The organism is Pseudomonas multiresinivorans (assembly GCF_012971725.1).
Taxonomy (GTDB): Bacteria; Pseudomonadota; Gammaproteobacteria; order Pseudomonadales; family Pseudomonadaceae; genus Pseudomonas; species Pseudomonas multiresinivorans.
Genome location: NZ_CP048833.1, coordinates 4,557,635 through 4,574,754, shown reverse-complemented (window position 1 = coordinate 4,574,754; position 17,120 = coordinate 4,557,635). Strand labels below are relative to the sequence as shown.

Here is a 17,120-nt window from a genome sequence, read left to right as displayed (position 1 = left end):
CATGGCTGACATCCTCGGCAACGGGCGTGTCGTCCTGGTCACCGGGGCGGCGCACGGCATCGGCCTGGGCATCGCCGCCTGGCTGGTCGCCGAGGGCTGGCAGGTGGTGCTGGCGGATATCGATCGTGAGCGCGGGCCGAAAGTGGCCGCAGCGCTCGGCGAGCGCGCCAGCTTCATCGCCCTGGACGTGGCCAATGAAGGGCAGGTTGCAGCAGCGGTGGCCGAGTTGATCGGCCAGTTCGGTCGTCTCGACGCGCTGGTGAGCAATGCCGCTATCGCGCGGCCACATAATACGGCGCTCGAAAGCCTGGGCCTGAACGAGTGGAACCGCACGCTGGCGGTGAATCTCACGGGGCCGATGCTGCTGGCCAAGCACTGTGCGCCCTATCTGCGTGGGCACAGCGGTGTCATCGTTAACATCGCTTCCACCCGCGCGCACCAGTCCGAGCCGAATTCCGAGGCCTATGCGGCGAGCAAGGGCGGGTTGCTGTCGCTGACCCACGCCCTGGCCAGCAGCCTGGGTCCGGAGATTCGCGTCAACGCGATTTCCCCCGGCTGGATCGACGCTCGCGACCTGCGCGAGCGCGAAGCCGAGCCTCTGACCGAGCTGGACCATGATCAGCATCTGGTCGGCCGCGTCGGTACGGTGGAAGACATCGCTGCGGCAGTGTCCTGGCTGGTCAATGGCGATGCCGGTTTCGTTACCGGCCAGGAGCTGGTGATCGACGGCGGCATGACGCGCAAGATGATCTACCTCGACTGAGTGTCGGGTGTGGAAGAGGAGGGCGGCCCGCGGGTCGCCCTTTTTCTTTTGTGGCTCTCCGACTCCGAGCGAGGGCTGTTCGCGAGCAAGCCCGCTCCTACAGGGTCAACCTCGCGAGCGCTCTTGTAGGAGCGAGCTTGCGCACGAACCTGGAGTCGCACCGAGGTCGCGAACCGCACGCCGAACTTTTTTTCCGGAAAATGAAAAAAAGTTCAATCAGGGCATTGACTTAGGATTCGTCGGCTGTAGAATGCGCCCCACTTCGAGACGAAGGGTGATTAGCTCAGCCGGGAGAGCATCTGCCTTACAAGCAGAGGGTCGGCGGTTCGATCCCGTCATCACCCACCACTCTCGCAGTTACGCGCAGCGGTAGTTCAGTCGGTTAGAATACCGGCCTGTCACGCCGGGGGTCGCGGGTTCGAGTCCCGTCCGCTGCGCCATTTCCCCCTCCTTGGTTCCTACCCCGAATCGGCTTGTCGAGTGATTCACTCCAGGCGCAAGGAGGTTGCTGTACCGGACGAAAGTCCAACCGACACGCAGCGGTAGTTCAGTCGGTTAGAATACCGGCCTGTCACGCCGGGGGTCGCGGGTTCGAGTCCCGTCCGCTGCGCCATATTCGAAAGCCCTCAGGTAGCGATACCTGAGGGCTTTTTCGTTTCTGTCCGAAAAGTCCTGACGTTGTCCTGTAAGACGCTGTCACAGGTCGTTCACCTTTGGCGTCTAGCTTTTTTCCCGTGGTCTTTGCTAAAACCGGATCGAACGGTCAGGAGAAAAGCCAATGGACGACTATCAGGAAGAACTGCTGGAGCTGCATGCCGTGGAACAGGATCTGCCGGAGCCGGCCGACGACGCCACGGAGATGTGATCAGGCGCTGTGGCGCTGGGCGCGGCGGAACTCTCCCGGCGTTTGCCCGCTCCAGCGCTTGAAGGCGCGCTGGAAGGCCTCCGCGGAGGCGAAGCCGAGCAGGTAGGCGATTTCGCCGAAAGCCAGGTCGGTGTCGCGGATGTAGATCATCGCGAGGTCGCGACGGGTGTCGTTGAGGATGCTGCGGAACTGCGTGCCTTCCTCCGCCAGCTTGCGGCGTAGCGTCCAGGTCGGCAGCTTCAGGCGGGCGGCGACTTCCTCCAGGTCCGGCTCGCGTCCGTTGAGCATCGGCCCCAGCAACTGGGCGACGCGCTCGCGCAGGCTGCGTGTTCGAGTCTGTTGTTCAAGCTCCTTCTCGCAGATTTCCAGCAGCTGCCGCCAGGTGCTCGGGCAGTGGTCCGGGTTGCCGCGTGCCAGGGTCGACAGGTCCAGGCGCAACTGGTTGTGCGCCGCACCGAACTCCACCGGGCAACCCAGCATCTCCTCGAAGCGCGGGGCCCAGGCGGGCGCCGGATACTCGATCTCGATCTTCTCCGGGCGCAGCGGCTGCGCGCCGATGCTGCCGAGCATGCTCACCCAGCCGGCCAGCACCGAATCCACCACGAAGCGGTTGTAGGCGTTGTACGGGCTGATGGAGTAGAAGCGCAGCCAGGCGCCGCTGGCGTCCTCGATGAAGCTGCTCTGGCCGCGGTAGTTCTGTGCGTACAGCGGCTCGAAGCAGATCAGCGCGCGGGCCGCCGCACGCAGATTGGGCGCTTGCGCGGCGGTGACACCGGCAAGGCCGCTCTGGCTCGGTCGGCTCAGTTGACCCATGCGCAGGCCGAGGGCGGGGTTGCCGCTCTGCTGGATGGCCGCATGGCCCAGGCGCATGTAGCGCGGGATCGACAGGCGTGCTCCCGGTTCGCCCAGGCGTGCGGCGTCCAGCCCGTATTGTTGAAGCAGTGGCTGCGGCGCTATACCGCTTTCCGCGAGGGCGTCGGCGAGGCTGTGGACAAAGCCCACCGACAGGTCGCCCAGCCGCATCGTCGGGCGGCTCATAGCCAGAGGTTGATCAGGCGCGCGCCGGGCCCGTCGGGCGCCAGGGTGTGGCTGTCGCCGCTGACCACCAGGCTGCGGCCGTCGCTGCCCAGGTCCCACAAGTGGCCGCGCATGAACACGGTGATGCCGGCATGGGCGCCGCTTTCGCCGAGGCGGCCGGCCAGGGCCAGGCGTTCCCAGGCTTGGCCTTCGGTCAGTTCGCCAGGCTTGAGCGTCACATCGCTCGGTGTCGGCGCGCCGTTGTAGCCCTTCCAGGGCTTGCTCCAGTTGCCATTGCCAGTGAGGAAAGCCGGCACGGCAACGATATCGGGCTTGTTCGTCGCTAGCGCCTCGTAGCTCGCCGGGAACCAGCTGTCGGCGCAGACCAGCACGCCCAGGCGCCCGGCCGGGGTCTGCAGGACCTGCAGGTCGTCGGGATCACCGCCGCGGGTGAAGCCTTTCTCGTCGTCGATGGGGAAGAGTTTACGCTGCGGCTTGCCCAGCGGCAGGCCGTCGCTGCCGAAGACCTGGCTGACGTTGTAGAGGCGGCCGTTGCCGGTACGGATCTGCCCTTCGACGATGCGCGGGTTGGGCAGCACGATGGACCCGGCGACGATGGTCACGCCGAACTCCTTGGCCAGCCCGCCAAACAGTGTCTGGTAGTCATGCGCCATGTCCACCGCCTTCATGCGGAACAGGGCGTCGGCCGTGCGGTCATCGCCCTTGGCGCCGAGCCAGCCGCGCGCCAGTTTCAGCGGGTTGCTGGCGGCCATCCATTCCATGGCCTCGGTCAGGTGCTCGGTCTGGTAGACCTCGGGCTTCTCGCCAGCGGCTACCAGCCAGGTGCCGATGTGCTCGGGGAACACCACGACGGTACGCGGGTTGATCAGCCCCTCGTCGCGGGCCTTGGCCAGGTAGGCGTGGAATTTCAGACGCAGGCGTTCGGCACTCTGGTAGTCCTGGGTGAACAGTTCCGGTTGCACGCCCAGCAGGTTGCCGCGCTCGGACGGCTGGCCCTGATTGAGTACCACCTGACTGCGCAGGTCGGACAGGTAATGGCCCACCGGGCGACGCTCCGCCCAGCCGGCATAACCGGCGAAGAGGACGACCAGAACGAGGAAGATCAGCTTGCGCATAAAGGACGGGTACTCATGGGGTGCACCACAGGGTAGGGGCTGCGCCGGGCGTTGCCAAGACGGCGTGTCATCTTTGGTCAGTAACTTGTCATTTTCGATCATTGAGCAGCGGGTGTGCGCTGCCTAAAGTCTGCCCCATACCGACCGCGCCCCATGCCTCGCCGTTCCGCAGGCTGAGGGCGCGGCATCATCGTGAATGCCGGAGGAACCATGACCGCCACTTATCCGCACCTGCTCGCGCCGCTGGACCTGGGCTTTACCACCCTGCGCAACCGCACCCTGATGGGTTCCATGCACACCGGCCTGGAAGAAAAGCCCCAGGGCTTCGAGCGCATGGCGGCCTACTTCGCCGAGCGCGCCCGCGGGGGCGTCGGCCTGATGGTCACCGGCGGCATCGGCCCGAACGAGGAAGGTGGCGTCTATTCCGGTGCAGCCAAGCTGAGCACGCCGGAAGAAGCCGAGAAGCACAAGATCGTGACCCAGGCCGTGCACGAGGCGGGCGGCAAGATCTGCATGCAGATCCTCCACGCCGGCCGCTACGCCTACAGCCCCAAGTCCGTCGCGCCCAGCGCCATTCAGGCGCCGATCAACCCGTTCAAGCCGCGCGAGCTGGATGAAGAGGGCATCGAGAAGCAGATCGCCGACTTCGTCAATTGCTCGAGCCTGGCCCAGGTGGCCGGCTATGACGGCGTCGAGATCATGGGTTCGGAAGGTTACTTCATCAACCAGTTCCTCGCCGCCCACACCAACCACCGCACCGACCGTTGGGGTGGCAGCTACGAGAACCGCATGCGCCTGCCGGTGGAAATCGTCCGCCGCGTGCGCGAGGCCGTCGGCCCGAACTTCATCATCATCTATCGCCTGTCAATGCTCGACCTGGTGGAAGGCGGCAGCACCTGGGACGAGATCGTCCTGCTGGCCAAGGCCATCGAGAAGGCTGGCGCGACCATCATCAACACCGGCATCGGCTGGCACGAAGCACGTATCCCGACCATCGCCACCAAGGTGCCGCGCGCGGCCTTCACCAAGGTCACCGCCAAGCTGCGCGGCGAGATCGGCATCCCGCTGGTCACCACCAACCGCATCAACACCCCGGAAGTGGCTGAGCAGGTACTGGCCGAAGGCGATGCCGACATGGTCTCCATGGCCCGTCCGTTCCTCGCCGACCCGGACTTCGTCAACAAGGCTGCCGAAGGCCGCGCCGACGAGATCAATACCTGCATCGGCTGCAACCAGGCGTGCCTGGACCACACCTTCGGCGGCAAGCTGACCAGCTGCCTGGTGAACCCGCGTGCCTGCCACGAGACCGAGCTGAACTACATCCCGACTACCCACGTGAAGAAGATCGCCGTGGTGGGCGCCGGCCCCGCTGGCCTGTCTGCCGCTACCGTGGCGGCCGAGCGTGGCCATGAAGTGACCCTGTTCGACGGCGCCGGCGAGATCGGTGGCCAGTTCAACGTCGCCAAGCGCGTGCCGGGCAAGGAGGAGTTCTACGAGACCCTGCGCTACTTCAAGCGCAAGGTGGAAACCACCGGCGTCGATCTGCGCCTGAATACCCGCGTCAGTGTCGATGATCTGGTCAAGGGCGGCTTCGACGAGATCATCCTGGCCACCGGCATCGTGCCTCGCACCCCGGCGATTCCGGGCATCGAGAATGCCAAGGTGATCAGCTACCTGGATGCCATCCTCGAGCGCAAGCCGGTCGGCAGGACAGCCGCGGTGATCGGCGCCGGCGGCATCGGCTTCGACGTCTCCGAATACATCACCCATGCCGGCGAATCCACCAGCCTGGACCGTCATGCCTTCTGGCAGGAGTGGGGCATCGACGAGAACCTGGAAGCCCGTGGCGGCATCGCCGGCATCCAGGCGCACCCGCACGCAGCAGCGCGCCAGGTGTTCCTGCTGCAGCGCAAGAAGTCCAAGGTCGGCGACGGCCTGGGCAAGACTACCGGCTGGATCCACCGTACCGGGCTGAAGAACAAGCAGGTGCAGATGCTCAATAGCGTCGAGTACCTCAAGGTCGACAACGACGGCCTGCACATCAGCATCGCCGGCGGCGAGCCGCAGGTGCTGCCGGTGGACACCGTGGTTGTCTGCGCCGGCCAGGACCCGCTGCGCGAGCTGCATGACGGCCTGGTTGCTGCCGGCCAGAGCGTGCACCTGATCGGCGGTGCCGATGTGGCCGCCGAGCTGGATGCCAAGCGCGCGATCAACCAGGGCTCGCGCCTCGCCGCCGAGATCTGATTCGATCTGAGTTCCACGTCGCAAAGCCGGGCCCGGAAAAGTTCCCTTCCGGGCCCGGATATCGCTCCGGAAATCCAACCGCGTCACAGAATTATCCAGCCAGTTAACCGCCCGGCCTGACCGCCGGGTCGGGTGCCAACCCAGTCACATTGCCTGCGACATTAATTCCCCTAGACTTGCCCGAATGTCGGGATTTTCCCGCTGTTTGTGGGCTGTATTTCTGACAGCTCCTTTCCAGATTTCCTCCCGCACCGGCCCAGAGGTCAATCGATGAGCATGCAGAAGAAGCCTCAAATGGTGGAAGCCGTGGTCTTCTTCAATGACCGTGGCGTCTGCAAGGAGATGCTCTATCCCGAATTCGAGGCGCTGCTCGACAACGTCGTGCAGATGCCGGAGTACGCCGATCAGCAGATGCAGCTCGCCTATGTGCTGATCAACCCGCGCCTGCTGGTCAAGGCAGTGGTGTTCTTCTATCTGGACTTCGACGAGAAGGGCGAGGCCGACCGCGGCTGGAACCTGCCGCTGCGCAATCTCGCCGACCGCGCAGGCCGTGGCCCCGACATGGGCGCTGGTCCCATTCGCCTGGCCTGCCGCAGCCAGTGCCCGGTGTCCTGGCATCAGATGCATCTGTGGGACCCGAACCTGGACGCGAGCCAGAATCATCTGGTGCAACTGCGGGAATCGATCAAGCGCAACAACCTTGGCGTGCTGGTTGAGGAAGAACCGGCCGCCGTGGAGCTGGCGCGCCTGCAGATGGCCGACGAGCACCAGTGGTATGCGCCCGCCGAAGAGTCCCGCGAAGAGGCCGAGAAGCTGGCCCGTGCGATGCTCGAGGAACACCAGCAGAAGACCGCTGAGCTGCTTGGCCAGCATGAGGCCCGCCTGTCGCAGGTCAGCCAGCAGCACGAGCAGGAGCTCAGCCGCCTGAAGCTCGGTGCGCAGGAGCAGGTCAAGGTGTTGCAAGCCGAACTCGCCGCCCTGCGCGAAGGCCTCAAGCGCGAGGAAGAGATCAATGCCGGCCTGCGCCGCGAACTGGATGGCCAGGCCAACGGTTTCCAGCGTGGCCGCGAGGAGCTGACTGCGCAGCTTCGCCATATCGAACAGAGCGGCCGCGACGAGCTGGAGCAACTGCGCCTGCAGATCGAGGAAGAGTCCCGCGCCCGCATGGCCAGCCTGGAGGCTCGCTACAAGGAGCAGATTTCCGTCCGCGATGTCGAGTTGGGCTACCGCAACGAGCTTGACCAGCAGCTGCAGCAGGAGAATCAGCAACTGCGCCAGGAAGCCGAGCAACTGCGCGAGGAAACCGCCCAGCTGCGCCAGGTTGCCACGCAGCTGCAGCAGGGCGCCGAAGGCCTGCGCCTGGAGCTCGACGCACTGTCGGCCAAGGCGGTAGACGGCTCGGTGCTGGAGCGCCTGGCCGGCTTGGGGGTGATCTTCGTGGTGTACCATCCGGGCGCCGGTCATCTGACCCTGTCGCTGCAGGATGTCGCCCGTTACCAGGAAAACCCCATGGCCTATGCCGCTGCCAAGTGCTTCGTCGCCGAAGACCAGTACCGCAGCTGGCTCGCCCATTACCAGCAACCCGCCTGTGAAGGACGGCTGTCCAACGGCGAGCGCTGCGCCATGCCCATCGACCGCGTGGAAACCCCCGGCCGCTTCGTCGAAGGCGACAGCAACTGCTGCTCCCGGCACAAGACCGCCGGCCGTCTGCGCAGCGTCACCAACGGCTGACCGGGGCGCCTTGCTGTTTCCCGACTGGCGCCCGAAAGCACCGCTGCAACGCATTCGCCTGGAATGGCTGGATCGCGCTGGCGTCGAGCTGGCGTTGTTGCGCCTGGATCTGGTGGATTCGCTGGTCTCCGGCAACAAGTGGTTCAAGCTCGCGCCTTACCTCCAGCAGGCCGCCGATCTCGGCCTGAACGGTGTGATCACCCTGGGCGGCGCCCATTCCAATCACCTCCACGCGGTCGCGGCGGCGGGTGCACGATTCGGTTTCCAAACCGTGGGATTGCTGCGCGGCGAAGAGCAGGACAACCCGACGGTGGCAGACCTGCGCCAGCTCGGCATGCAGCTCCACTGGCTCGGCTACGGCGGTTATCGCCGGCGCCACGCAGCCGATTTCTGGACGCCCTGGCGCGAGCGCTATCCCCAGTTGCTCGCGGTAGGCGAGGGCGGCGGCGGTCTCCCCGGCGCACAGGGTTGCTCACCCCTGGTCGGGGTGATTCGCCAGCAGCTCGGCGACCTGGGCTGGAAGGACTATCAGCAGCTCTGGGTTGCCTGTGGTACTGGCACGACCCTGGCCGGCCTTGTGCTCGGCGAGCAGGGCGAGCATTGCGTGGTTGGTGCCCTGGCGGTGCCGCCGGGGCATGGCGTCGAAACGCAGGTGCCTGAGCTGTTGAGAGCGTGCGGTGTACCCGATGCCGGTTACCGTCTGGTCGACGCCAGCCGTGGTGGTTTTGCACGGATCGACGCGACGCTGGCGCGCTTCATTCTCGCGACCGAGGCCGAGTGCGGCGTACCGCTGGAACCGCTGTACACCGGCAAGCTGCTGCTGGCGCTGCACGATGAGATTGCAGCGGGGCGCATTGATCGTGGTGCTCGTATCGTCGCTGTCCACAGCGGTGGTTTGCAGGGGCGTCGAGCGCTGGACGATAAGCTGACGGCGCTGGCCACTCAGCGCGAATAACCGCTGTGCACCCGCGGCCAGCGGTCACCCACCAGGAACAGGCGCTCCTGCTCCCGCCAGCGCCCTTCGCGGAACTCCATGCGCACCAGCATTTGCGGGAAGCCGTCTTCCGGCAACTCCTCCAGCCAGGCGGCGAAGCGCTCGGCGCTCCAGCATTCGTCCTCGGCGGCCGGGGAGAGCCAGCCCTTGCGCGACAACGCCTGCCAACCCTGCGGGTCCTGGGCCTGGTAGGCCGGCCAGGCGCGTCGGTGCAGCCAGCGACCACGCTGGTGGTTGTCACTGGCGCCGGCGGGCGGCGGGCAGGGCGTGGGCCAGGAGTAGAACAGGTAGCCGCCCAGCCAGAGGCCGGGAGATGGTATGGCGTCGCTGTGCTCGCGGACCACGGCCAGCCCTTGCGCGGTGGCCGAGAGTGGCAATTGGTGCTGGTAGAAGTGCTCGATCTTGCGCAGCAGGTGGTCCTCGGCCCCCGGCCCGAGCCAGGAGTCGGGGCCGTCGTCGCTGGGGCCGAGGTAGAGCTTGATGGCCAGTTCCAGGTGATGCAGCCCGGCGTCGTCTTCCACCAGCAGGTCGAGCTCGCCCAGGGTCTGGCCGTTGTCGCGCACCGGCAGGTTGGCGGCGAGCAGGCGCAGATCCGGTGCGCGTTCCAGGGCGAACTGCCAGAGGCGTTCGTAGTAGCGTCCCAGGCGCTGGTGCGGCGCGGCTTCGAGCTGGGCCAGCAGTTCGCCCGGCAAGCGTTCCTGGCTGCGCAGCCAGTCGGCCAGCAGCCAGGGCTGCGCGTGCCAGCGACTGGCGCTGATCGGATGGCGCAGGGCAGGGCTGCCGGGTTGCAGCAGGGGCGGGGACAGCAGCGTCCAGGCGAGGTCGCGGACCTGCGGCTGGCGCAGGTCGATCAGCAGCTCGTCGAGCAGGGCGGTGAAGTCGGTCATGCCCCAAGCCTAGCCGTTATGCCCGCGCTGCGGTTTGCCGCTGCCTGAGCCTTTCGCCCATAATTCCGGCATTCGAGTACCCGCAACGCCGTCCGGAGTCCCATGGAACCCTTTCGCAATATCGGCATCATCGGCCGCCTGGGCAGCACCCAGGTCCTGGAAACCATCCGTCGGCTGAAGAAGTTCCTCACCGAGCGCCACCTGCATGTGATCCTCGAGGACACCATCGCCGAGGTCCTGCCGGGCCACGGCCTGCAGACCTGCTCGCGGAAGATCATGGGCGAGATCTGCGACCTGGTGATAGTGGTCGGCGGCGACGGCAGCATGCTCGGCGCTGCGCGCGCCCTGGCCCGGCACAAGGTGCCGGTGCTGGGAATCAACCGCGGCAGCCTGGGCTTCCTCACGGATATCCGCCCCGACGAACTGGAGACCAAGGTCGCCGAAGTGCTTGGCGGCCAGTACATAGTCGAGAGCCGCTTCCTGCTCGATGCGCTGGTGCGCCGACATGGCGAGTCCATCGGCCAGGGCGACGCGCTGAACGACGTGGTGCTGCACCCCGGCAAATCCACGCGGATGATCGAGTTCGAGCTGTACATCGACGGCCAGTTCGTCTGCAGCCAGAAGGCCGACGGCCTGATCGTCGCCACCCCGACCGGCTCCACCGCCTACGCGCTGTCCGCCGGCGGGCCGATCATGCATCCCAAGCTGGATGCCATCGTGGTCGTGCCGATGTACCCGCACATGCTGTCGAGCCGGCCCATCGTGGTGGACGGCAACAGCGAGCTGAAGATCGTCGTCTCGCCGAACATGCAGATCTACCCGCAGGTTTCCTGTGATGGGCAGAACCACTTCACCTGCGCACCGGGCGACACCGTCACGGTGAGCAAGAAGCCGCAGAAGCTGCGCCTGATCCATCCCATCGACCACAACTACTACGAGGTCTGCCGGACCAAGCTGGGCTGGGGCAGCCGCCTGGGGAGCAGCGAGTGATGGAACTCGACCCGGCACGCGGCTATGACCTGATCGGCGATATCCACGGCTGCGCGCACACCCTCGATCACCTGCTGGAGCGCCTCGGCTATCGCGCCCAGGGTGGCGTCTGGCGACATGCGCGGCGGCAGGCGCTGTTCCTCGGTGACATCATCGACCGCGGCCCGCGCATCCGCGAGGCGCTGCACCGGGTGCACGACATGGTCGCCGCCGGCGAGGCGCTGTGCATCATGGGCAACCACGAGTTCAACGCCCTCGGCTGGTCCACACCCGCCGCGCCAGGCAGCGGTCGGCAGTACGTGCGCGAGCATACGCCGCGCCACGCCCGGCTGATCAAGGAGACGCTGGAACAGTTCGAGGGCCACCCGGCGGACTGGCGCGACTTCCTCGGCTGGTTCCAGGAGATGCCGCTGTTCCTCGATGCCGGGCGCTTCCGCATGGTCCACGCCTGCTGGGATCACGACGTGATTGACACGCTGCGCCAGCAGTTCTCCAGCGGGCGCATCGACGAAGCCTTCCTCCAGGCCAGTGCCGAGCCCGGCAGCTTTGCCCAGCAGGCCTGTGACCGCCTGCTGCGCGGCACCGACATGCGCCTGCCCAACGGCATGACCCTGACTGGCAGCGACGGCTTCACCCGCTCGGCTTTCCGCACCAAGTTCTGGGAAGAGGACCGTGCGCCGGAGACCTACGGCGACATCGTGTTCCAGCCCGACGCGCTGCCCGACGAAGTGGCCAGCGAACGCCTGAGCGAGGAGCAGAAGTCGCGCCTGCTGACCTACGGCGCCGACGAGCCGCTGCTGTTCGTCGGCCACTACTGGCGGCGTGGTACGCCGGCACCGATCCGCCCGAACCTCGCCTGCCTGGACTACAGCGCGGTGATGTACGGCAAGCTCGCGGCCTACCGGCTGGACGAGGAAACGCGGCTGGACCGCAACAAGTTCGTGTGGGTGGACGTCAAGCGTCCGGAGGGCGATGAGTGAGTGCCATTGAAGCGATGCGGTTGCCGGCGGCAGTCGATCTGGGGGAGTTCGTTGGCCTGCTGCGCCGACTGAACGTGCCGTTCCGGGTCAGTGAGGAGGCCGGCGAACAGGTGCTCTGGGTGCCCAATTCGCAGTTGGCCGAGCAGGTCCGCAGCCTCTACCAGCGCTACCCGCAGGGTGACCCGGAATTCACCGTGCAGGCCGAGCCCCAGCGCCGCGGGCCGGGGTTCGTGCAGCAGCTGAAGATGAGCCGGATGACGGCGGCGGTGTTGCTGGTGACCTTCGTGGTTGCGGCTGTCACCCTGCTGGGTACCTCGCCGGAGACGCTGCGCTGGTTCACCTTCCAGAACTTCCAGCTGGTCGGCGAGGATCGCGCGCTGTTCTATCCGCTGTCCGACTCGCTGGCGCAGGGGCAATGGTGGCGCCTGTTCACTCCCATGCTGATCCACTTCGGCTGGCTGCACCTGGCGATGAACGCCATGTGGTACTGGGAGCTGGGGCGGCGCATCGAATACCGCCAGGGGCCGTGGCTGTTGCTGGGGCTGAGCCTGGGCTTTGGCCTGATCTCCAACGTCGTGCAGTACGGCGTCAGTGGCCCGAGCCTGTTCGGCGGGCTGTCCGGCGTGCTCTACGGGTTGCTCGGACACTGCTGGATATTCCAGCGCATGGCGCCGACGCCGGCCTACAACCTGCCCAAGGGCGTGGTGGCGATGATGCTGATCTGGCTGCTGGTGTGCCTCTCGGGCGTGATCGACCTGCTCGGCTTCGGCTCCATCGCCAATGGGGCGCATGTGGGCGGGTTGGTGGCAGGTTGCCTGAGCGGCTTGATCGGTGGAATGCTGGCGCGTCGTCGCGTGGCCTGACTGTGCCGCTGCCTGCATCTGGAAACTCGTACCGGCGAACGCCCTCTCCCTAACCCTCTCCCTGAAGGGAGAGGGGACTGGTTCGATGCAGGTTTAAACCATTGCGTCAGCCGGCACGGATAGCTCCCTCTCCCTTCAGGGAGAGGGCGGGGGGAGAGGGGCAGGCTTCGCGTCGAGGCAGCCAGGCAATAGCGCATGAGGCATTGCCGCAACCGATTGACCGGCGTTCGTGCGCGCGAGGCTTTCGCCCGGTAGAATGCCCGCTTCGTTTTTCCCCTGCAGGAGCCGGCCCATGTCGTCCTTCGCCGAAATGATCCAGAACATCACCCCCGAAATCTACGAGAGCCTCAAGCTGGCCGTGGAAATCGGCAAGTGGCCGGACGGCCGCAAGCTGTCCCAGGAGCAGAAGGAGCTGTCGCTGCAGGCCATGATCGCCTGGGAGATGGACAACCTGCCCGAGGACCAGCGCACCGGCTACATGGGCCCGCAGGAATGCGCCTCCCACGCTGAGCCGATCCCGAACATGATCTTCTCCTCCAACTCCCTGCACTGATGCAAGAGATTGGACGTGGCGCCCTGGACAAGATGTCGGCGCGCCTGGAAAACCCTGTGCAGTACGCCTTCCGCTTGGGCGAGACGCAGGTCCCGGTCAACCCGCTGATCGGCAGGACGGTGCGCCTGGAATACCTGGGCGAAATCTTCTGCAGCCACTGCGGCCGCAAGACCAAGAAAAGCTTCGCCCAGGGCTACTGCTACCCGTGCTTCACCAAGTTGGCGCAATGCGACAGCTGCATCATGAGCCCGGAGAAGTGCCACTTCGAGGACGGCTCCTGCCGGGACCCGGAATGGGGCGAGCGTTTCTGCATGACCGACCACGTGGTCTACCTGGCCAACTCCTCGGGAGCGAAGGTGGGTATCACCCGCGCCACCCAGGTGCCGACGCGCTGGATCGACCAGGGCGCGCGCCAGGCGCTGCCGATCATGCGCGTGGCGACCCGCCAGCAGTCCGGTTTCGTCGAAGACCTGCTGCGCAGCCAGGTCACCGACCGCACCAACTGGCGCGCGCTGCTCAAGGGCGAGGCCGAGCCACTGGACCTGGTGGCGATTCGCGAACAGATATTCGACGCCTGCGCCGAGGGCATCGTTGCCCTGCAACAGCGCTTCGGCCTGCAGGCGATCCAGCCGGTGATCGACATGGAACCCATCGAGATCAGTTACCCGGTGGAAGCCTACCTGGCCAAGATCACCAGCTTCGATCTGGACAAGACGCCGGTGGTCGAGGGTACCCTGCAGGGTATCAAGGGCCAGTACCTGATCTTCGATACCGGCGTGATCAACGTGCGCAAGTTCACCGCGTACCAGCTGGCCATCAGCGCCTGATCGCACCTGCATTGAATTTCCGGCTGTTGGCAAGCATCTACGGATAGATGCGTGCGCGACTCGCCCGCTTCGCTCTAGCTCGCTAGAGTCAGTACCAGATTCCTCCGGCCGGCCCACCGCGCCGGCCGCCTGCCAAGGGGCCAAAAGCCATGCGTACCGAGCAACCGAAAGTCATCTACCTCAAGGATTATCAGGCGCCCGAGTACCTGATCGACGAGACCAACCTGACCTTCGAGCTGTACGAGGACCACACCCTGGTCCACGCCCAGCTGGTGATGCGCCGCAACCCGGATCGTGCGGCCGGCGCTCCGGGCGACGGCCTGCCGCCCCTGGTGCTCGACGGCCAGCAGCTGGAGCTGCTGTCGGTGGCGCTGGATGACCAGGCCCTTGAAGCCGGCCAGTACCAGCTCGATGAGAACCACCTGACCCTGCAGCCGACGGCGACGACCTTCACCGTCGACAGCACCGTGCGCATCCACCCGGAAAGCAACACCGCGCTGGAAGGCCTGTACAAGTCCGGCAAGATGTTCTGCACCCAGTGCGAGGCCGAGGGCTTCCGCAAGATCACCTACTACCTCGACCGCCCGGACGTGATGAGCAGCTTCACCACCACCCTGTCGGCCGAGCAACACCAGTACCCGGTGCTCCTCTCCAACGGCAATCCGGTGGCCAGCGGCTCGGAAGAGGGCGGCCGTCACTGGGCGACCTGGCAGGACCCGTTCAAGAAGCCGGCCTACCTGTTCGCCCTGGTCGCCGGTGACCTCTGGTGCGTGGAAGACCAGTTCACCACCCTGAGCGAGCGCGAAGTCACCCTGCGCATCTATGTCGAGCCGGAGAACATCGACAAGTGCCAGCACGCCATGGACAGCCTGAAGAACTCCATGCGCTGGGACGAGAAGGTCTACGGTCGCGAGTACGACCTGGACATCTTCATGATCGTCGCGGTGAACGACTTCAACATGGGCGCCATGGAGAACAAGGGCCTCAACATCTTCAACTCCAGCTGCGTGCTGGCCAAGGCCGAGACAGCCACCGACGCCGCGCACCAGCGCGTCGAAGGCGTGGTTGCCCACGAGTACTTCCACAACTGGTCGGGCAACCGCGTGACCTGCCGCGACTGGTTCCAGCTGTCGCTCAAGGAAGGCTTCACCGTGTTCCGCGACAGCGAGTTCTCCGCCGACATGAACTCGCGCACCGTCAAGCGCGTCGAGGACGTGGCCTTCCTGCGCACCAACCAGTTCGCCGAGGACGCCGGCCCGATGGCGCACCCGGTGCGCCCGGATTCCTTCATCGAGATTTCCAACTTCTACACCCTGACCGTCTACGAGAAGGGTTCGGAAGTCGTCCGCATGATCCACACCCTGCTGGGCGCCGATGGCTTCCGCAAGGGCACCGACCTGTACTTCGAGCGCCACGACGGCCAGGCCGTGACCTGCGACGATTTCGTCAAGGCCATGGAAGACGCCAACGGCGTCGACCTGACCCAGTTCAAGCGCTGGTACAGCCAGTCCGGTACTCCGCGCCTGGCGGTGGAGGAGAGCTATGACGCTGCCGCGCAGAGCTACACCCTGACCTTCCGCCAGAGCTGCCCGGCGACGCCGGGGCAGAGCGAGAAGCTGCCCTTCGTCATCCCGGTGCAGATGGGCCTGATCGACAAGCTGGGCAACGCCTTGTCGCTGCGCCTCAAGGGCGAAGAACACGCCCATGGCAGCGACCGTGTGCTGCAGGTCACCGAGGCCGAACAGTCCTTCACCTTCGTCGGCCTCGCCGAGAAGCCGTTGCCGTCGCTGCTGCGTGGTTTCTCCGCGCCGGTGAAGCTGAGCTTCCCCTACGACCGCGACCAGCTGATGTTCCTCATGCAGTTTGATGAGGACGGCTTCAATCGCTGGGAAGCCGGCCAGCAGTTGTCCGTGCAGGTTCTGCAGGAATTGATCGGCCAGCATCAGCGTGGCGAGAAGCTGGTGCTCGACCAACGTCTGATCACCGCCTTCCGCACCCTGCTGCTGGACACCGGCCTGGACCAGGCCATGGTCGCCGAGATGCTCTCGCTGCCCAGCGAGGCCTACCTCACCGAGATCAGCGAAGTGGCTGATGTCGAGGCGATCCACGCGGCCCGTGAGTTCGCCCGCCAGGAGATCGGCACGGCGCTGCACGAACAGCTGTGGGAGCGTTACCAGGTCAACCGCAAGCAGTCCCGCGAGACCGCCTACGTAGCCGAGGCTTCGCACATTGCCCGCCGCAGCCTGCAGAACATTGCGCTGTCCTACCTGATCCAGAGCGGCAAGGCCGAAGTGCTCGCCGCCTGCCAGGAGCAGTACAAGGATTGCGACAACATGACCGAGCGCCTGACCGCGCTCGCGGTGCTGGTCAACTCTTCCTTCGACAAGGAGAAGGCCGAGGCGCTGGCGATGTTCGCCGACTACTTCAAGGATGACCCGCTGGTGATGGATCAGTGGTTCAGCGTCCAGGCCGGCTGCACCCTGCCGGGCGGGCTGGAGCGCGTACAGGCTCTGATGAGCCATCCGGCCTTCACACTGAAGAACCCGAACAAGATCCGCGCCCTGATCGGCGCCTTCGCCAACCAGAACGCGATCAACTTCCACCGTGCAGATGGCGCCGGCTACCGCTTCCTCGCGGACCAGATCATCACCCTCAACGCGCTCAATCCGCAGATCGCCTCGCGCCTGCTGACGCCGCTGACCCGCTGGCGCAAATACGCGCCTGAGCGCCAGGCGCTGATGAAGGCAGAACTGGAGCGCATTCTGGCGTCCGGCGAGCTGTCCAGCGATGTGTACGAAGTGGTGAGCAAAAGCCTCGCCTGATCCCTCCGCCGAGCCCGATCCGGGCACCGGCACTGGTCGAAAAGGTGTTACCAACATTTGTTGGTAACACCTTTTTGTTACCTATCGAAATTAATCGATATCGCTCTTATCGCTTTGCGGTATTGAGGCAAAAAGCTCGAAGTGTCTGCGTCGCGCCTTCAGGGGCGGATTGCGCCATCAGGGGCGGCGAATGGCGCAATCGGCCACCGGATTTGATCAGTGAATGACCAGTCACAAAAAGTAGCGCGCTGAATCTTTATTTTTTGTAAGCAGAATCCGGTTATTGGTGCTCTTGGCACCGGGGTTGCACTGCGGACCCCGCTTAGCCTTTGCCTGGCCATTGGGTCGGGGGGCGTGTCGAGCACCTTGGGGGAGTTTCCTTCAGATCGACGACAACAAGGCCGTGGAATAACGGCTGACAAGGCGTACCGCGCACTGGCGGCGCCGC

13 protein-coding genes and 3 tRNA genes are annotated in these 17,120 nt (G+C 65.5%); 13 read left to right on the top strand and 3 right to left on the bottom strand.

Annotation, left to right across the window (positions count from 1 at the left end):
- Window position 1: 1 nt before the first annotated feature.
- The 4 genes from G4G71_RS20725 to G4G71_RS20710 all read left to right on the top strand — a co-directional run bounded on the left by G4G71_RS20725 (window position 2) and on the right by G4G71_RS20710 (window position 1,376).
- Window positions 2-763, top strand: coding sequence for an SDR family oxidoreductase (locus G4G71_RS20725; protein ID WP_267919113.1), 762 nt, complete (start codon window positions 2-4; stop codon window positions 761-763).
- A gap of 272 nt (window positions 764-1,035) precedes the next feature.
- Window positions 1,036-1,111, top strand: a tRNA-Val gene (locus tag G4G71_RS20720).
- 15 nt (window positions 1,112-1,126) lie between these two features.
- Window positions 1,127-1,203: transfer RNA gene (locus G4G71_RS20715), tRNA-Asp, on the top strand.
- 96 nt (window positions 1,204-1,299) lie between these two features.
- Window positions 1,300-1,376, top strand: a tRNA-Asp gene (locus G4G71_RS20710).
- A 252-nt stretch (window positions 1,377-1,628) separates the two neighbouring features.
- On the opposite strand, the gene G4G71_RS20705 is transcribed toward G4G71_RS20710, so the two are convergent.
- Entirely contained in the window at window positions 1,629-2,666 is a 1,038-nt protein-coding gene (locus G4G71_RS20705; protein WP_169939801.1) for an AraC family transcriptional regulator, read from the bottom strand.
- Window positions 2,663-3,781 (bottom strand): carbon-nitrogen hydrolase family protein, encoded by a 1,119-nt coding sequence (locus G4G71_RS20700; RefSeq protein WP_169939800.1) that lies wholly within the window; start codon window positions 3,779-3,781, stop codon window positions 2,663-2,665. Before G4G71_RS20700 ends, G4G71_RS20705 begins: the two co-directional genes overlap by 4 nt.
- Before the next feature lie 210 nt (window positions 3,782-3,991).
- Between G4G71_RS20700 and G4G71_RS20695 the strand changes: the two genes are divergently transcribed.
- From G4G71_RS20695 to G4G71_RS20685, 3 genes are all read left to right on the top strand, one after another.
- On the top strand, window positions 3,992-6,025 hold the full coding sequence (locus tag G4G71_RS20695) for an NADPH-dependent 2,4-dienoyl-CoA reductase (protein ID WP_169939799.1): 2,034 nt from the start codon (window positions 3,992-3,994) through the stop codon (window positions 6,023-6,025).
- A 270-nt stretch (window positions 6,026-6,295) separates the two neighbouring features.
- Window positions 6,296-7,756, top strand: coding sequence for a coiled-coil domain-containing protein (locus tag G4G71_RS20690; RefSeq protein WP_169939798.1), 1,461 nt, complete (start codon window positions 6,296-6,298; stop codon window positions 7,754-7,756).
- A 10-nt stretch (window positions 7,757-7,766) separates the two neighbouring features.
- A complete protein-coding gene (locus G4G71_RS20685; RefSeq protein WP_169939797.1) occupies window positions 7,767-8,711 on the top strand; it encodes a 1-aminocyclopropane-1-carboxylate deaminase/D-cysteine desulfhydrase in 945 nt (314 codons plus the stop codon).
- Here the strand turns inward: G4G71_RS20685 and G4G71_RS20680 are convergent.
- Window positions 8,699-9,637, bottom strand: coding sequence for a DUF1853 family protein (locus G4G71_RS20680; protein WP_169939796.1), 939 nt, complete (start codon window positions 9,635-9,637; stop codon window positions 8,699-8,701). The genes G4G71_RS20685 and G4G71_RS20680 overlap by 13 nt on opposite strands.
- Before the next feature lie 102 nt (window positions 9,638-9,739).
- Here G4G71_RS20680 and G4G71_RS20675 point away from each other — a divergent pair, with 102 nt between their 5' ends.
- The 6 genes from G4G71_RS20675 (at window position 9,740) to pepN (ending at window position 16,672) form a co-directional block, all read left to right on the top strand.
- The gene (locus tag G4G71_RS20675; RefSeq protein ID WP_017519352.1) at window positions 9,740-10,627 is read left to right on the top strand and encodes an NAD(+) kinase; all 888 of its coding nucleotides are present in this window, start codon (window positions 9,740-9,742) and stop codon (window positions 10,625-10,627) included.
- Window positions 10,627-11,607, top strand: a complete 981-nt coding sequence (locus tag G4G71_RS20670; protein ID WP_169939795.1) for a metallophosphoesterase — start codon at window positions 10,627-10,629, stop codon at window positions 11,605-11,607. The genes G4G71_RS20675 and G4G71_RS20670 overlap by 1 nt, the downstream gene beginning before the upstream one ends.
- 14 nt (window positions 11,608-11,621) lie before the next feature.
- Window positions 11,622-12,470: a rhomboid family intramembrane serine protease gene (locus G4G71_RS20665; RefSeq protein WP_420826025.1), complete on the top strand. Its 849-nt coding sequence runs from the start codon at window positions 11,622-11,624 to the stop codon at window positions 12,468-12,470.
- 292 nt (window positions 12,471-12,762) lie between these two features.
- Window positions 12,763-13,023 (top strand): YeaC family protein, encoded by a 261-nt coding sequence (locus tag G4G71_RS20660; protein ID WP_024765109.1) that lies wholly within the window; start codon window positions 12,763-12,765, stop codon window positions 13,021-13,023.
- Window positions 13,023-13,850, top strand: a complete 828-nt coding sequence (locus G4G71_RS20655) for a DUF2797 domain-containing protein (RefSeq protein WP_205896245.1) — start codon at window positions 13,023-13,025, stop codon at window positions 13,848-13,850. Before G4G71_RS20660 ends, G4G71_RS20655 begins: the two co-directional genes overlap by 1 nt.
- Window positions 13,851-13,999: 149 nt before the next feature.
- A complete protein-coding gene (gene pepN, locus G4G71_RS20650) occupies window positions 14,000-16,672 on the top strand; it encodes an aminopeptidase N (RefSeq protein WP_169939793.1) in 2,673 nt (890 codons plus the stop codon).
- Window positions 16,673-17,120 lie beyond the last annotated feature (448 nt).

Coding starts and splice junctions, on each gene's coding strand:
- G4G71_RS20665 (WP_420826025.1), top strand. CDS start 11,622: ATGCGGTTGCCGGCGGCAGTCGATCTGGGGGAGTTCGTTGGCCTGCTG.
- G4G71_RS20695 (WP_169939799.1), top strand. CDS start 3,992: ATGACCGCCACTTATCCGCACCTGCTCGCGCCGCTGGACCTGGGCTTT.
- G4G71_RS20660 (WP_024765109.1), top strand. CDS start 12,763: ATGTCGTCCTTCGCCGAAATGATCCAGAACATCACCCCCGAAATCTAC.
- G4G71_RS20705 (WP_169939801.1), bottom strand. CDS start 2,666: ATGAGCCGCCCGACGATGCGGCTGGGCGACCTGTCGGTGGGCTTTGTC.
- G4G71_RS20655 (WP_205896245.1), top strand. CDS start 13,023: ATGCAAGAGATTGGACGTGGCGCCCTGGACAAGATGTCGGCGCGCCTG.
- G4G71_RS20725 (WP_267919113.1), top strand. CDS start 2: ATGGCTGACATCCTCGGCAACGGGCGTGTCGTCCTGGTCACCGGGGCG.
- G4G71_RS20675 (WP_017519352.1), top strand. CDS start 9,740: ATGGAACCCTTTCGCAATATCGGCATCATCGGCCGCCTGGGCAGCACC.
- G4G71_RS20690 (WP_169939798.1), top strand. CDS start 6,296: ATGAGCATGCAGAAGAAGCCTCAAATGGTGGAAGCCGTGGTCTTCTTC.
- pepN (WP_169939793.1), top strand. CDS start 14,000: ATGCGTACCGAGCAACCGAAAGTCATCTACCTCAAGGATTATCAGGCG.
- G4G71_RS20700 (WP_169939800.1), bottom strand. CDS start 3,781: ATGCGCAAGCTGATCTTCCTCGTTCTGGTCGTCCTCTTCGCCGGTTAT.
- G4G71_RS20670 (WP_169939795.1), top strand. CDS start 10,627: ATGGAACTCGACCCGGCACGCGGCTATGACCTGATCGGCGATATCCAC.
- G4G71_RS20680 (WP_169939796.1), bottom strand. CDS start 9,637: ATGACCGACTTCACCGCCCTGCTCGACGAGCTGCTGATCGACCTGCGC.